Here is a 14,368-nt window from a genome sequence, read left to right on the forward strand (position 1 = left end):
GAACACCAACCCAAGCGATCAGGGACCACGAAGTCTGGAGGTCAGAACCCCCACGGGACACCGCTACCAATCCACAGCCCCACCACTCCCCGGAACCGGCAACCCAGCCGCTGAACACGCTGACGGGTCACCTGTTCCGGGGGCCGTGGCACCAGGAGACCAGGGCTCGTCGCTGGTCAATGGGGCCGTGGCACCAGGAGACCAGGGCTCGTCGCTGGTCAACGGGTCCGTGGCGACAGGAGACCAGGGCTGGTCGCTGGTCAACAAGTCCGTTGCGGCGGGAGACCAGGGCTCGTCGCTGGTCAACGGGTCCGTTGTGGCGGGAGATCCCGATGGGCGGGTGATCAGCGGGAACCTCGCCGCGGGAAACCCGGACGAGCCGCCGGGGGACGGGAGTGCCGCGTCCCTCTTCATATCGGGGACACGAACCCGATCACGAACCACGGCGACTGTCCATGAGCCATATGCTGCCGTATAGCCCTTTGTCGCCGTAGAGCCCTATGCCGCGAGCCGCAGCACAGTTCAGCTACGGCTTCTGCGCTGCCCGACAACGCACAGACTCACGAGCTGCTGGGTTAAACGAGTTCCAGCTGGTCGGCCACTACCTTTCCTGCATGGATCACAGTGCGGTCCTTGCCGCGGTCCATGACGGTGGACGCCACGGTTTCGCCATCCACCAAGAGCAGTTCAGCGGGGTCGCCGATCTCGACTCCTGGACGGTGGGCAGTGTCCTTGAGCCGTATGGCCTCAGGATCCAGGATGCTGGCCCCGCCGATCGTGGCAATGGCCAGGCAGTGCTCAATGAGCTCGTCTTTCCGGAATCCGTGCGTGAAGGCGAGCTGCCAGGTCCGGTCCAGCATGTCCGTGTTTCCGTAGGGGGACCAGTAGTCACGCTGGCCGTCTTCGCCGAGGCCCAGGCGGACCCCTGCTTCCGTGAGCAGCGGAATGGGCAGTTGTCCCGAAGCGGCCGGAGCCACGGAAGCCAGCGAGACATCGAGCTCGGCGAACGAGTCGATGAGGCGACGCGTCGTGGCCTCATTCACACTACCCAGCTGGTAAGCGTGGGACATGGTGACTTTGCCCTGCATGCCCAGGGCTCGCGTGCGCTCGAGGACCAGGTCCGTGCTGAAGACCCCCAGCTCGCCGGGCTCGTGCAGGTGGATGTCGATGGGCACCTGGTACTTTTCCGCCAAGCCAAAGACGATATCCAGGTGCTTTGCGGGGTCCCGGTCCAGAGTGCACGGATCAATGCCGCCCATCACGTTGGCGCCGGCCTTCAAGGCTTCTTCCATGAGCTCAACGGTGCCCTCTTCCAGCAACAAACCCGCCTGCGGGAAGGCGATGATGTCCACGGAAGCGCGGTCCGCGAACGCCTCCTTCGCGGTCGCCACCGCCTCGAAGCGCTCCAGTCGGCAGTCCACGTCTACCTGGGCGTAGGAGCGGACGCGGGTGGTACCGCGGGCGATCATGCGGCCCAGCGTGTCATTGACCCGTTCCTGCAGCGGAACCTCGGCGTTGCGCCAGTTGAGGCGGTCGTTCATCATCATGGTCCACACGCCGGGACCCCCGGTGTGCTCCCGGAAGGGGAGGCCGATCCGGGTGGAGTCCAGATGCACGTGGACGTCCGAGAACGACGGCACCAGAAGGCGGTTGCGGCCCTCCACGACGGTGGTACCTGCCGGTACCGCCCTGGCGGGGTCATGGGGTTCGACGCCGGTGATCTCGCCGCCGCTGAGCACGACATCGCTCAACGCCTGCCCCCACGGACGGACGGCACGAATCAGGGTGTTCACTGTTTCTCCTTTGATTGTGGATCTATTGCACACCCGCCAATGCCTCGGCTGCCACCCCGGTGTGGTGGCAGGCCGGAGCGGCGGAGGTAGCTGTTGCGGGGACCTCGTTCATGCATCGCTGGCGCTGCTCTTCGGGCAAGGTAGCGATCAGCGGGCAACGGGTCCGGAAGACACAGCCGCTCGGCGGATTGGCGGGTGAGGGCAGGTCTCCGCGGAGCCTGATCTTGACCTGTTCGCGGGCAGCCCGGGGATCGGGGAGCGGAACGGCCGAGAGCAAGGCTTTGGTGTAGGGGTGGCGCGGATCGCTGAACAGGGAGTCCCGGGTGCCTTGCTCCACGATTTTTCCGAGATACATCACGGCGACTTCGTGCGAGATGTGCCTGACCACAGAGAGGTCGTGGGCGATGAAAATGTAGGACACGCCCGTGTCCCGTTGAATCTGCTGCAGGAGGTTCACCACTTGCGCCTGCACTGAGACGTCCAAGGCTGACACGGGCTCGTCGCACACAATCACCGAGGGGTTCAGGGAAATGGCCCGTGCAATGCCCACGCGTTGACGCTGGCCTCCGGAGAACTCGTGCGGGAACCGGTTGTAGTGTTCGGGCTTCAAGCCCACCTGGTCCAGGAGTTCCTTGACCCGGTTCTTGAGTCCGCCCGGCGGGTTGATCTTTTGCGCCACCATGGGAGCCGCGATGGCCGTGCCCACGGTCTGTCGCGGATTCAGGGACGCGAAGGGGTCCTGGAAGATCATTTGGACCTTGCGCCGGAAATTGTAGAGATCCCGACCACGCAGCTGGCTGATGTCCACACCGTCGATCATGATGCGGCCACCAGTGGGGTCCATGAGCCGTGAAACCATACGGCCGGTGGTCGATTTGCCGCACCCGGACTCACCCACGAGTCCCAAAGTCCGGCCCCGACCCACACTGAACGTCACGCCGTCGACCGCTTTGACCGAGCGCTTCGGGGCCCCCGGCAGGAGGCCGCCTTTGAGCGGGAAGTGTTTTTGCAGGTTCTCCACCTGGAGAATTGGCTGGTTATCCATGGCGGTCCTATCGCGCAGTACGGATGGTGAGGAGCTGCGGACCGCTGAGGTGGCAGCGTTTGCCGTGACCGTCTTCCACGGTGAGTTCGGGCCGCTGGCGGGCGCAGACGCCGTCGCCGGCAAGGTCGGCGTACTGGCACCGTGCGCTGAAGATGCAGCCCTTGGGCAGGTCGAGGAGCGACGGCGGCTGGCCGGGGATCGGGTTCAGCTGGCCCGAGGAACCGGCCAACGTGGGCATCGAATTGAGGAGGCCCAGCGTGTAGGGGTGGCGGGTGTCGTAAAAGATCTCATCCACCGGCCCGGATTCCACGCATTGGCCGCCGTACATCACCAGTACGTTATGGCACACCTCTGCTACAACCCCCAGGTCGTGCGTGATGAGGATGAGGGCTGAATTGGTTTCCTCCTGCAACTCCAACATGAGGTCCAGGATCTGCGCCTGCACGGTCACGTCCAAGGCGGTGGTGGGCTCGTCTGCGATCAGCAGTTCCGGCTCGCAGATCAGGGCCATGGCAATCATGGCGCGCTGCCGCATGCCTCCGGAGAAGTGATGCGGGTACTCATCGAAGCGCTGTTCGGGACTGGGGATGCCCACCCTTCCAAGCATCTCGACGGCGGCTGTCCGGGCCTGCTTCTTGGTCGCCTTGTTGTGGACCAGGTAAGCCTCGGCGATCTGGTGGCCCACCGTGTAGAAGGGGTGCAAGGCAGAAAGGGGATCCTGGAAGATCATTCCGATGTTGCGTCCGCGGAGTTGCCGCATGGTCGACTCCGGAAGGGCGACCAGGTCCTGCCCTTGGAACATCGCCTGGCCGGTGACCTGCGCCGATGTTCCCTTGAGCAGGCCCATCAAGGCTTGGCTGGTGACGGACTTGCCAGAGCCGGACTCACCGACGATGCCCAGGGTCTGGCCGCGCTCCAAGGTGAAGTCCATGCCGTTGACGGCGGAAACGAGGCCGTCGTCGGTAGGGAACTTCACGGACAGGTTCCGCACGTCCAGGAAGGCGTTGGTGCCCGCAGGAACAGCGCTGGTCTTCTGCGCGAGTGGCATGTGGGTCATTGGAGCCTCACTCGGGGATCGATGGCGGCGTACGCGAGGTCCACCACCACGTTGGCGACAATCACGAAGAACGCGGCCAGCATGGTGATGGCCATAGTGACAGGCAGGTCGCCGGAGATAGCTGCGTGCACTGCCGTGAAGCCGAGGCCTGGGACGGAGAAGATTTGCTCGGTCAGGACGGCGCCGCCCAGGAGCAGGCCGATGTCCATGCCGAGCATGGTGACTACTGGCGTGATGCCGGCCCGGACGCCGTGCTTGAACGTCACTGTCCTCGGGGCGAGTCCCTTGGCACGTGCTGTTCGGATGAAGTCCTCACCGAACGTCTCGATCATGTTGGTGCGGGTGACACGGATGTAGGAGGCACTGAACAGCACGGCCAGCGCTATCCACGGCAACAGGTAGTTGGTCACCCACGCGCCGGGGCCTTGGGGGCCGAACGGACTGCTGATCTCATTGGTGGTGAAGGGCAGCAGATGCAACTGGTTGACGAAGAGCAACAGCAGGAACAGGCCTGTAACCGGGATGGGGAGCGAAACGCCCACCGAAGCCGCCCCAACAATGAACTTGTCCATCGGTGAACCCTTGCGCAGGGCGGCCAGGAGGCCGAGGCCCACGCCGGTGATGGTCCAGAGCACCAGCGCCCCGATGGCCATGGAGAAGGTGTAGGGGAGCGACCGGGCAATGATGTCCGCAACGTTCTCATTGGTTTGGAACGACTTGCCCAGACACGGCCATTCGCACAGGGTCTGGGCGCCGGCGGCACCGATCATCCGGGGAGAGAACAGGCCACGCATGTAGTCGAGGTATTGCACGAAGAACGGTTGGTCCATGCCCAAAGCTACCCGGGCTTCCGCAACACGTTCGGGCGTGCACTCCTGTCCGCACGCTGCCGCGGCAGGATCAGAGGGGCCAAGCTGGAACAACGTGAAGGTAATGAAACTGACCGCGAAAAGGAGCAGGACCAACGATCCGGCACGGCGAAGAATGAAAGTGATCATGGTGGTTGGAGTTAGTGCTCGACGCCGACGATCGAAAGGTCGATTCCGCCGAAGAAGTAGCCAACCTGGGCGTTCCGCACCTTGGAGCCCACCACGGAGTTGGTGTGGGTGCGGATCAGCGGAACGATCGGGTAGGTCTTCAAAGCTGTGCCGAACGCCTCAGACCACTTCTTGCCCAGTTCCTCCGATGTGCCGTCTGTGTTGCGGAGCTCGTACATGGTCTTGGACACCACCGGGTCGAAGTACCGGGAAGTGTTGGAGAAGCCATAGCTGGTGCCGTCATTGTTCGGTCCCAGCAAGGGGTCTGCGGAGGTTCGGATTGAAGCCGGGTCGGCACCGCCGCACCAGCCGGATCGGCCCAGGTCCGGAAGCTGTTCGCTGGCCATGATCGAGTAGTAGTTCGGTGCAGGGATGGCCACGAGTTCGACGTCGATGCCCAAGGCCTTAAGGTTCTGCTGGATCACGGTACCGGTGTTCTTGAAGGCATCGCGGTTGTTGGCGTAGCCGTAGGTGAGCGTCTTGGGGTACTCCTTACCCTCGAGCAGCTTCTTGGCTTCCTCCAGCTTGGGCTTGCCCGCGGGATCCAATTCGAGTTCCGTTTCAACGTACCCGCGCATCTTGTCATTGAGCGGGCTCTGCGTCAGCTCACCGAAGCGGCGTCCGCCGTACTGGACCAGGATGGACTGGCGGTCCAGTGCCAGGGCGATTGCCTTCCGGACATCCGGGTCCTTGATCTTTTGGGTGTTCAGGCTCAGCACGTCGTTGCAGCCCAGGAGTCCCGAGGCCACACGGTCCTTCACCTTGGCGTCAGCCAGTTTCGCGGAGTCGGAGGTCTGCAGCGCACCGTTGGAATCGAGGGTGATGGCGTTGGGATCCGAATCGGCCAGCAACTGCTGGCTGATGGTTGCCTGCGACGTGGACAGGGAGAAACTGAACGTGTCAGGAAGGGCGGAACGGTTGGGGTCCGTGGCAGGATCCCAGTGCGGGTTGCGGACCAGCTTCAGCGACTTTCCGCGGTTGTAGGACTCCACCATGTACGGGCCGGAGGAGACCGGGTGGTTGGTGTAATCCAGCTTGCTGTCCTTGTTTGCGGGGACCGGGGCAGTGTTGGAACGGGAGGCCAAAGCGGGGAATTCGGCGAAAGGCTTCTTCAGGTGGAAGACGATCGTGCGATCGTCGGGCGTTTCAACGGCCTTGAGCACAGCGGAAGGGTCCTTGTACGGCCCCTTGTACCCGCCGGCGTCGAGCGCGGCATTCAGTTCCTGCGGCGCCTGGGTGAAGACGTCCTGCGCGAAGGTGCGCTCCACGCCGTACTTGATGTCTGCCGAAGTGATGGGCGTGCCGTCCTCGAACTTCACGCCGTCCTTGAGGGTGAACGTCCAGCTCAGGCCGTCATCGGAAACCTTGCCGGTGTCCGTGGCGAGGTCGGGCACCACCGTTGGAGGCTGGCCGGCGGTCTCCTTGGCCATGGTCAGTGTGCGGTAGTAGAGCTGGCCGACGTTGGCCGTCTGTACGTAGTTGCTGTTGCCCGGGTCCAGGGTCTGGAAGTCCGACGACATCAGGACGTTGATGTTGCCGCCCTTGGCGTTGAAGCCGGACTTCACCACCACCGGTGCCAGTTCGGTGACGGACTCCGGCTTGGAGTTGTTGGCCTGGTTTTGACCTGCACTGCAGCCGGCGGCCGACATCGCGATCAGCACGGAAAGCGCCAGTGCTCTCGTGGGGGTTTTCATGGTGCTCCTCTTGAAGGGTGGGTGAAACGGAGATTTAGTGGCGGGATGCTTTGGGGTCCAGGGCGTCGCGGACTGCGTCGCCCAGGAGGTTGAAGGCCAGGACGGTGACAATGAGCATCACGCCCGGGACGGCCAGGAACCAGGGATCGCTGAGGTACCAGTTGCCTGATTGTGCGGCGTTGAGCATCTGGCCCCACGACGGCGTGGGGTCCTTGACGCCTACGCCCAGGAACGACAGTGCTGCTTCAGCGGAGATGTTGGTGGGAATGAGCATGGTGGCGTACACCAGGACCACGCCCATGACGTTGGGGATGATCTGGCGGAACAGCACGCTCACGTGGGAAGCCCCGAAGGAACGGGCGGCTTCGACGAACTCGCGCTCGCGAAGACTGAGCACCTGGCCGCGGACGATGCGGGCCAAATAGGCCCAGCCGAAGAAGCCAAGGATGATCACCAAGGACGCCATGGGAAGGAAGCTGCCTTCACCCAACGGCGTGTCCCGGAGTCGCGATTGCAGGATCGGCGTCAGCGAGAGGACCAGCAACAGGTGCGGGAACGCGAGGAACAGGTCCATGATCCGGCTGATGATGGCGTCGGTCTTGCCGCCGAAGTAGCCCGCCGCCGCGCCGAGGACGGTCCCCAGCACCACGGAGACGGCGGTGGACAGCAGGGCGATGGTGAGCGATACCTGTCCGCCGAAGGCGAGCCTGGCAAAGAGGTCGCGGCCCAGCCCGGGTTCCACGCCCAGCCAGTGCTCAGCAGATGGGTACATGTAGCCGGGCAGGGGCAGGCCCGGTGTCTGGAAATCATCCAGGACCTCGGGGCTGGTGTTGGAGGTGAAGGGATCATTGCCGGACATTGCACTGAGTACCGGGGCAAGGATGGCGAACAGCATGATGGCCACCACGACGCAGAGGCTCAGCAGCGCAACCTTGCTGCGCCGGATCCTCAGCCATGCCGTGGCCAGCAGGGACCGCGCTTCAGCGGGGGCGGCAGCCGTGCTGTCCGGCGTCGTTGCCGCGGGTAGCGGTGGGCTGCCGGTGTTTGGTTCGACGGATTGTAACTGGGTCAACCGTTTGCTCGTTTCGTGAAGGGAGCTGACTCCGGAAAATCTTGTATACCAAAATAGATTAGAGCACCTTTGATGGGATGTAAATCACAATTAATGTACTGTTTGGAATACCAGAGACTTATCTGACCGAGCGAAGGAGCTCCTGTGCACCTCAAGACCACCGCCCGCTATGTACTGGGTTTCCTCGATGGACAGCATGTGCTGTTGGAGGATGCCTGCGTGGTCTACAAGGGCAGCACCATTGAGTACGTTGGCCATGACTACCAAGGACCAGTGGACGAAGAACGGCACCTCGGCGACGCGCTTTTGATGCCCGGGTTGATCGACCTTGACGCCCTCACGGACGTCGACCACCTCATCCTGGACAGCTGGGCAGGTCCGGAGCTCGCCAAGGGGCACCAGTGGTCCGACGACTACTTCAGGAATCGTCGCGAGGATGTTTTTACGCCCGAGGAACGCCAACAGATCCGCGAGTACGCACTCATCCAGCTGGTCCTGCACGGCATCACCACCTACATGCCCATCGCGTCAGAGGTTCACTCCGAATGGGCAGAGACGTTCGAGGAACTCGTCGGCATGGCCGAGACCAGCAGGCGGCTCGGATTGCGTGGGTACTTGGGGCCCGCCTACCGCTCGGGCGTGAACGTGGTGCTGGAGGACGGCGAACGCTCAGTGATGTTCGACGCCGATCGCGGCCGTGAGGGATTCGCGGACGCCTTGCGCTTCATTGACCACGTGACGGGATTGAACGATCCGTTGGTCCAAGGGGTCCTGTTGCCGTGCCGGATCGAGACCCTGGACATCGAAACACTCAAGGCGACTGCTGCGGCTTCCGGGGAACGGGACGTACTGGTTCGCTTGCACTCGCTGCAGGGACTCGTGGAGCGGGACCTCATCCTGGAGTGGCATGGCGTTACGCCCCTTGAGCTCTTGGACCAGGTGGGCCTGCTCACTGAAAGGCTTCTGATTCCACACGCCACCTACGTGGACCGCAATCCAGCCGTCCACGGCGAAGACAGGGGTGACCTGGCCAAGCTGGCGGCCAGCGGGGCAAGCATCATCCACTGTCCGCTCACGTCCATGCGTTATGGCAGCACCCTGGATTCCTTCAACGCGTACAAAGAAGCGGGCATCAACATCTCCCTGGGGACCGACTCGTTCCCGCCGGACCTCATCCGGGGGATCGACGCCGGGGTGCAGTTGTCGAAGATCCTCGCCGGTAGGAACGACGCCGGCGACCTCGCCGGATATGTCGATGCCGCCACACTCGGGGGAGCCCGCGCCCTGGGCCGCCCCGATCTTGGCCGGCTCGAAGCCGGTGCCCAGGCGGACATGGTGGCCTTTTCCCTGGACGACATCCGTGACGGTGTCCACGACGATCCCTTCCGCACCCTGGCCCTCAACGGGACGGCACGCCAAGCTGTCCTCTCCGTTGTGGCCGGACGGACCATCATGGCCGATGGCCAGATCGCGGGAGTGGACCTGGATTTCTGGCGTGGCAAGGCCCAGGTTCTCTTTACGAAAATGCGTGAAGCCTACACAAGCCGGGATGCTTTGAACCGTCCCGCAAATGAGCTGTTTCCTCCCGTGTATGCTCGGTTGGAGCAGTGAGCGGAACCGTCCGGCAAAGTCGCACGGGCGCACGCATGAAGGGGAGTTTGAGAGTGGCAGAGGCGATCCCGGAAGCCGGCAATGTCCGCGATGACGAAGCCCGTGCGGAGTACGTTTATCAGTTGGTCCTGGAGGGCATCGTCTCCGGTTCCTTCGCCCAGGGATCCCGCCTCCGGGAACGCGAACTGTCGGAGATGTACAGCGTTTCCCGGATACCTGTCCGCGAGGCCATCCAGAGGCTGGAGCAGGACGGCTTCGTGGCCACGTTCCCCCGGCGTGGAGCAGTGGTCCGCCAACTGACCCTGACCGACGTCAACGAACTCTTCGATGTGCGGCTTTGCCTCGAGACGTTTGCAGCGAAGATGGCGGCCACCCGTGTCGCCGAAAGCGGCGACGGAGGGCGCCTCGAGGAACTGATGGAAGCCTCGAAGGCGGCCATCGACGAAGACCGGACTGACGACGTCGTACTTATCAGCGCCGAACTGCACGCCGAAATCGTGCGCCTCTCCGGCAACCGCCTTCTGATCGAATCCGTCAAGCCGCTGTTCGGGCGGATGCGCTGGATCTTCGGGTTGGCGCACAACCGCAGCAACGAACTCCAGCGGGACGAGCACACTGAACTGTGCAACGCGATCCTGGCCGGGCGTCCCGAGTTGGCGTACTCCCTGGCGTACTCGCACATTGAACTGGGCCGCCAGCCCGTCCTGGCCGGGCTGGCGGAGACCCTGGAGCCGTAACCGGACCTTTGGGAAAGCCCGTCAGTCGTCGGCGTCGGGGTATTCCTCGTCGTCGTAGCGGCCCGACTCCTCAACCTCCACTTCCAGGATCTTCAGCATCTCCGTGTCCGGGTTCAGCATGATCGCTGCCTCGTCACGGCGGTGCTGCAGGACCGTGTCGATGTACGACTGGACGGTCTCGGCCAACGGAATGTAGCGGTCCTGCTTCTGGCTCATGTACCAGCGGTGCTCCAGGACCTCGTGGACCACTTCCGCCGGTTCCAACTTCCCGGCCAGGTGCCGCGGGATGGACCGCACAATAGGCTCGAAGATCTGGCTGACCCAGGCATGGGCGCTGATTTCCTCGTCCAGGTCCGGGTTGTTGTCCGCCCGGAACTGGTCCATGTCGTTGAGCAGCCTGCGGGCTTGGTTTTCCTGGGCGTCCAGGCCCGTGAGGCGCAGCAGCCGGCGCTGGTGGTGTCCGGCGTCCACCACTTTGGGCTGGAGTTGGATGGTGGAACCGTCGGCCGTGGTCTTGATGGCATATTCTTCGACGTCAAAGCCCAGCTCATTGAGCCGTCGGATACGTGCGCCCACGCGCCAGCGTTCGCCGAGTTCGAAGGATTCCTTCTCCGTGAGCTCCGCCCAGAGCCGCCGGTAGCTGTCCATGATCAGCTCGCTCGTGGCCACGGGGTCCACCTTTTCCTCGATGAGCCCGCCATCCAGGAGGTCCATGAGCTCGCCGGCGATGTTCACGCGGGCAATTTCGAGGTCGTACTCACGCTGGCCCTGGGACAGGTCCGGATACAGCTCGCCCGTCTCGGCGTCCACCAAGTAGGCGGCGAACGCGCCGGCGTCGCGGCGGAACAGCGTGTTGGAGAGCGAGACATCGCCCCAGTAGAAACCGATGAGGTGCAAACGGACCATGAGCAGGGCCTGTGCGTCGATCAGGCGGGTCAGGGTGTCCTTGCGCAGCATCTGGGAGAACAGTGCGCGGTAGGGCATGGAGAACTTCAAGTGTCGGGTGACCAGCACCGGGTTCAGCGGCTTGCCGTCGGCGGTGGTCCGTCCGGTAATGACCGCCACAGGCTCCACGCACGGGACATCCAGCCGGGCGAGCTTTCGCAGCATGTGGTACTCATGGCGGGCCACGTGCTCTGACGTTTCCTTGATGGCAATGACCGAACCGCCCAAGTGGGCGAAACGCACAATGTGCCGGGAGATACCGCGGGGGAGCGCGGCGAGGTACTCCGCCGGCCATTCTTCCAAGGCGATGTGCCATGGAAGGTCCAACAGTTCAGGATCAGCGGCAGCGGCCGTGATGTTCAGCGAGCCAATGACGCTGGCCGGAGGGGCCGAGTCCTGCGCGCTGGCCGCTTCCGTCCGGGGGAGCTTGCCGATCTGCCCGTAGTCGGTTGGTTCGTCGTGCCACTGGGCTCCGTTTTGCTCGCTCATGCCTCAATTGTTCCGTACTCAGGGGTGCTGTTCGGTTCTGTGAACGGATCCGCCGCTGTGGCGGACCATTCGACGTCGGACGCGGCCTGGAAGCCGACGCCCTGGTTGGCGAGCCGCTCACCAAAGGCGCCCAGCCGACGTCGGAAGTCACCGAGGTCCCGGTCCTCCTGCCGGGACCAACCCACCTCCGCCAGCGAGATGGCCCTGGGGTACATGAGCCAATAGGCCTGCTGGTTGCCACGCACGGTTTCGGTCCAGAGCGGACCTTCGACACCGAGCAAGTGCTGGTCCTCAAGGCCGCCCTGGGCCGGATTCCATTGGTAGTACTCAGACCACGTGAAGGGGCCGCCCTCCACCCAGGACAGGCCGATGGGGCTGCCGGAATCGTATTTCTGGTCCAGGTACGTGTTGGCTGCCGGTGACATGATGACCTTCGAACCACCATGTTCTGCCTGCCGGACTACGGGCGCGAGATCGCCCCACCAGTACTGCACCACGCTGCCGCGCGGGAGTTCCACCTCCGCGTACTCGTTCCAGCCCACGACAGTCTTGCCCGTTGCGCCGCCGATCCTGGCGAATTCCGTCACCATGGCCACGTAGTTGTCGTGCCCGGTGACGTGGGCTTCGTCCCCGCCGATGTGGATGTAGGGACCGTCCGTCATGGCAGCGACCTGGCCCAGGACTTCGCTGACGAACTCGTAGGTGGCCGGCAGGTCAGCTGTCAGCGTGGAGTAGCCCACGTCCCCCGTGGTGTTGGCGGGTTTGGCGATGCCGTCCGGGTTCAGCTGGGGGATCGCCGCCAGCGCCGCATTGACGTGTCCGGGAAGGTCGACTTCGGGTACCACCAGGATGTTCCGTGCAGCGGCGTAGGCCTGGATGTCCCGGAAATCCTGCTGCGTGTAAAAACCGGTGTGCCCGGGCGTGAGCCCGACGCCCGGATGGTTCACTGCGCCGCCAACAGCCGTGAGGTTGGCGTAGTCCAGCCCCGACGGGTTGTTCTCCGGCATGACGATTTCGATGCGCCAGGCCTGGTCATCGGTCAGGTGCAGGTGAAGGGCGTTCAGTTTGAACTGGGCCATGACGTCGATCTGTTCCTTGACTTCTTCCACCGTGAAGAAGCTGCGGGCGACGTCCAGCATGAGGCCGCGGTACGGGAAGCGCGGTGCGTCGTGAATTTCGACGGCGGGAATCGCCCAGGTGCGTTCCCCTGCGAGAGCGTCCGTGGAATCGGGCGATTCGATGAGAGAGCGTTCGATGGAAGGGGCGAATAGCTGACGGAGGGTTTGGATTCCGTTGAGAAGCCCTGCCGGTGTTGATGCCCTCAGCCGGGCACCGGCATCGGTGACGGTGAGCGCGTAAGCCTCGGGGCCGCCGTCGAACGCTTGGTCCAGCTCCAGGGCGATGTCCCCGGGGCGGAAGTCATTAGCCAGTGGAAGGTCGAAACCGGTGCCACGCCGGAGTAGCGTGGCGAGTTGTTCGGCGACTGGTTCCGCCCCCTCGGACGCGGCAATCCGGGTGGTGTTCGTGATCTCGAAGGCGTGACCTTCAAGGGGCACGACGTGTTGGGGCCGGGGGATCAGGTTGTCCGTGGAGTTCATACCGTTCTTTCCGACAGAGAAGGGGTTAACGAGAGAGCGGCCCGACCGGTGAGGGTCGGGCCGCTGTCTGCTGACGGCCGGTTAGGCGAGGGTGACTAGTCGCCCAGGCGCAGGCCGGTCTTGGTGTCGAACAGGTGCACGTGGCCGGACTGCGGACGGACGAAGATGGACTCGCCCTTCATCGGAGGACGGCGACCGTCGACGCGGGCAACGATGTCGTGGCTCTTGCCATCGAGGGTGGTGTGGCCGTAGACGTAAGCGTCGGCACCGAGTTCTTCAACCACGTCAACCTCAACCTGCAGGCCTTCGCCCTGGCCGACCGTTTCGAGGTCCTCGGGGCGGGTACCAACCGTGACGGTCTTGCCCGAAGCGTCATCCAGGACGTCGTGCTTGACCGGGTAGACGGTGCCACCGAACTGGACGCCGCCGTCAACAACCGGCAGTTCCAGCAGGTTCATGGCAGGGGAGCCGATGAAGCCTGCAACGAAGACGTTCTGCGGGCGGTCGTAGAGGTTACGAGGGGTGTCGACCTGCTGGAGGAGGCCGTCCTTGAGGACTGCCACGCGGTCACCCATGGTCATGGCCTCAACCTGGTCGTGCGTCACGTAAACCGTGGTGACGCCGAGGCGGCGGGTCAGGGATGCGATCTGCGTACGGGTCTGGACACGGAGCTTGGCGTCAAGGTTGGAGAGCGGCTCATCCATGAGGAAGACCTGCGGGTTACGGACGATTGCACGGCCCATGGCAACACGCTGGCGCTGACCACCGGAGAGTGCCTTCGGCTTGCGGTCCAGGTACTGCTCGAGGTCCAGGAGCTTGGCGGCTTCGCGGACACGCTCTGCGCGCTCTTCCTTGGAAACGCCGGCGATCTTGAGGGCGAAGCCCATGTTGTCCGCAACGGTCATGTGCGGGTAAAGAGCGTAGTTCTGGAAGACCATTGCGATGTCGCGGTCCTTAGGCGGAACATCCGTGACGTCGCGGTCACCGATCAGGATGCGGCCGGCGTTCACATCCTCAAGACCTGCGAGCATGCGCAGGGAGGTGGACTTACCGCAACCGGAAGGTCCAACGAGGACCAGGAATTCGCCATCGGCGATGTCGATGTTGAGCTTATCGACGGCGGGCTTATCTGTGCCCGGGTACAGACGCGTAGCGTTATCAAAAGTAACTGTAGCCACAGTTATCAATCCCTTCACCGGCAGGTACGTGCCGGACGATCCGTTGTGAATGGTTCATTTTCTTCAGTTGAAACTCCTCGGCCAAAGCCGAGGAGTTATGCGTGGCGTCGCA

At 63.5% G+C, this 14,368-nt stretch carries 11 protein-coding genes and 1 pseudogene; 3 read left to right on the plus strand and 9 right to left on the minus strand.

Translation table 11 applies throughout. From position 1 onward, the window contains the following. Window positions 1-478 (plus strand): annotated as a pseudogene (locus tag ACIQTZ_RS07775) (hypothetical protein); the annotation flags it as partial. 97 nt (window positions 479-575) lie between these two features. On the opposite strand, the gene ACIQTZ_RS07780 reads toward ACIQTZ_RS07775, so the two are convergent. The 6 genes from ACIQTZ_RS07780 to ACIQTZ_RS07805 are packed head-to-tail and all read right to left on the minus strand — an operon-like array spanning window position 576 to window position 7,698. After that, window positions 576-1,793, minus strand: a complete 1,218-nt coding sequence (locus ACIQTZ_RS07780; RefSeq protein WP_400333720.1) for an amidohydrolase family protein — start codon at window positions 1,791-1,793, stop codon at window positions 576-578. Between the two features lie 22 nt (window positions 1,794-1,815). After that, window positions 1,816-2,838 (minus strand): ABC transporter ATP-binding protein, encoded by a 1,023-nt coding sequence (locus ACIQTZ_RS07785; protein WP_402979180.1) that lies wholly within the window; start codon window positions 2,836-2,838, stop codon window positions 1,816-1,818. A gap of 7 nt (window positions 2,839-2,845) precedes the next feature. Next, on the minus strand, window positions 2,846-3,886 hold the full coding sequence (locus ACIQTZ_RS07790) for an ABC transporter ATP-binding protein (protein ID WP_402979183.1): 1,041 nt from the start codon (window positions 3,884-3,886) through the stop codon (window positions 2,846-2,848). A gap of 5 nt (window positions 3,887-3,891) precedes the next feature. Further along, window positions 3,892-4,893, minus strand: a complete 1,002-nt coding sequence (locus tag ACIQTZ_RS07795; RefSeq protein WP_400272393.1) for an ABC transporter permease — start codon at window positions 4,891-4,893, stop codon at window positions 3,892-3,894. An 11-nt stretch (window positions 4,894-4,904) separates the two neighbouring features. Further along, window positions 4,905-6,626, minus strand: a complete 1,722-nt coding sequence (locus tag ACIQTZ_RS07800; protein ID WP_402979186.1) for an ABC transporter substrate-binding protein — start codon at window positions 6,624-6,626, stop codon at window positions 4,905-4,907. Window positions 6,627-6,660: 34 nt separating this feature from the next. After that, window positions 6,661-7,698, minus strand: a complete 1,038-nt coding sequence (locus tag ACIQTZ_RS07805) for an ABC transporter permease (protein WP_402979188.1) — start codon at window positions 7,696-7,698, stop codon at window positions 6,661-6,663. Between the two features lie 144 nt (window positions 7,699-7,842). On the opposite strand from ACIQTZ_RS07805, the gene ACIQTZ_RS07810 reads away from it, so the two are divergent. Both ACIQTZ_RS07810 and ACIQTZ_RS07815 read left to right on the plus strand, forming a co-directional pair. Further along, a complete protein-coding gene (locus tag ACIQTZ_RS07810) occupies window positions 7,843-9,309 on the plus strand; it encodes a chlorohydrolase family protein (RefSeq protein ID WP_402979191.1) in 1,467 nt (488 codons plus the stop codon). 53 nt (window positions 9,310-9,362) lie between these two features. Further along, entirely contained in the window at window positions 9,363-10,046 is a 684-nt protein-coding gene (locus tag ACIQTZ_RS07815; RefSeq protein WP_397323291.1) for a GntR family transcriptional regulator, read from the plus strand. Window positions 10,047-10,067: 21 nt separating this feature from the next. On the opposite strand, the gene ACIQTZ_RS07820 is transcribed toward ACIQTZ_RS07815, so the two are convergent. The 3 genes from ACIQTZ_RS07820 to ACIQTZ_RS07830 form a co-directional block, all read right to left on the minus strand. Then, on the minus strand, window positions 10,068-11,480 hold the full coding sequence (locus tag ACIQTZ_RS07820) for a DUF4032 domain-containing protein (RefSeq protein ID WP_397323290.1): 1,413 nt from the start codon (window positions 11,478-11,480) through the stop codon (window positions 10,068-10,070). Next, window positions 11,477-13,078, minus strand: a complete 1,602-nt coding sequence (locus tag ACIQTZ_RS07825; protein ID WP_402979194.1) for a beta-N-acetylhexosaminidase — start codon at window positions 13,076-13,078, stop codon at window positions 11,477-11,479. The genes ACIQTZ_RS07820 and ACIQTZ_RS07825 overlap by 4 nt, the downstream gene beginning before the upstream one ends. Window positions 13,079-13,173: 95 nt before the next feature. Further along, window positions 13,174-14,256, minus strand: a complete 1,083-nt coding sequence (locus ACIQTZ_RS07830; RefSeq protein WP_402949233.1) for an ABC transporter ATP-binding protein — start codon at window positions 14,254-14,256, stop codon at window positions 13,174-13,176. Window positions 14,257-14,368 lie beyond the last annotated feature (112 nt).

Source organism: Paenarthrobacter sp. NPDC090520 (assembly GCF_044769205.1).
Classification (GTDB): domain Bacteria; phylum Actinomycetota; class Actinomycetes; order Actinomycetales; family Micrococcaceae; genus Arthrobacter.

What these genes read in the sequence shown, in the direction of transcription:
- ACIQTZ_RS07785 (WP_402979180.1), bottom strand. Translation starts at nt 2,838, where the DNA reads ATGGATAACCAGCCAATTCTCCAGGTGGAGAACCTGCAAAAACACTTC.
- ACIQTZ_RS07790 (WP_402979183.1), bottom strand. Translation starts at nt 3,886, where the DNA reads ATGCCACTCGCGCAGAAGACCAGCGCTGTTCCTGCGGGCACCAACGCC.
- ACIQTZ_RS07795 (WP_400272393.1), bottom strand. Translation starts at nt 4,893, where the DNA reads ATGATCACTTTCATTCTTCGCCGTGCCGGATCGTTGGTCCTGCTCCTT.
- ACIQTZ_RS07800 (WP_402979186.1), bottom strand. Translation starts at nt 6,626, where the DNA reads ATGAAAACCCCCACGAGAGCACTGGCGCTTTCCGTGCTGATCGCGATG.
- ACIQTZ_RS07820 (WP_397323290.1), bottom strand. Translation starts at nt 11,480, where the DNA reads ATGAGCGAGCAAAACGGAGCCCAGTGGCACGACGAACCAACCGACTAC.
- ACIQTZ_RS07825 (WP_402979194.1), bottom strand. Translation starts at nt 13,078, where the DNA reads ATGAACTCCACGGACAACCTGATCCCCCGGCCCCAACACGTCGTGCCC.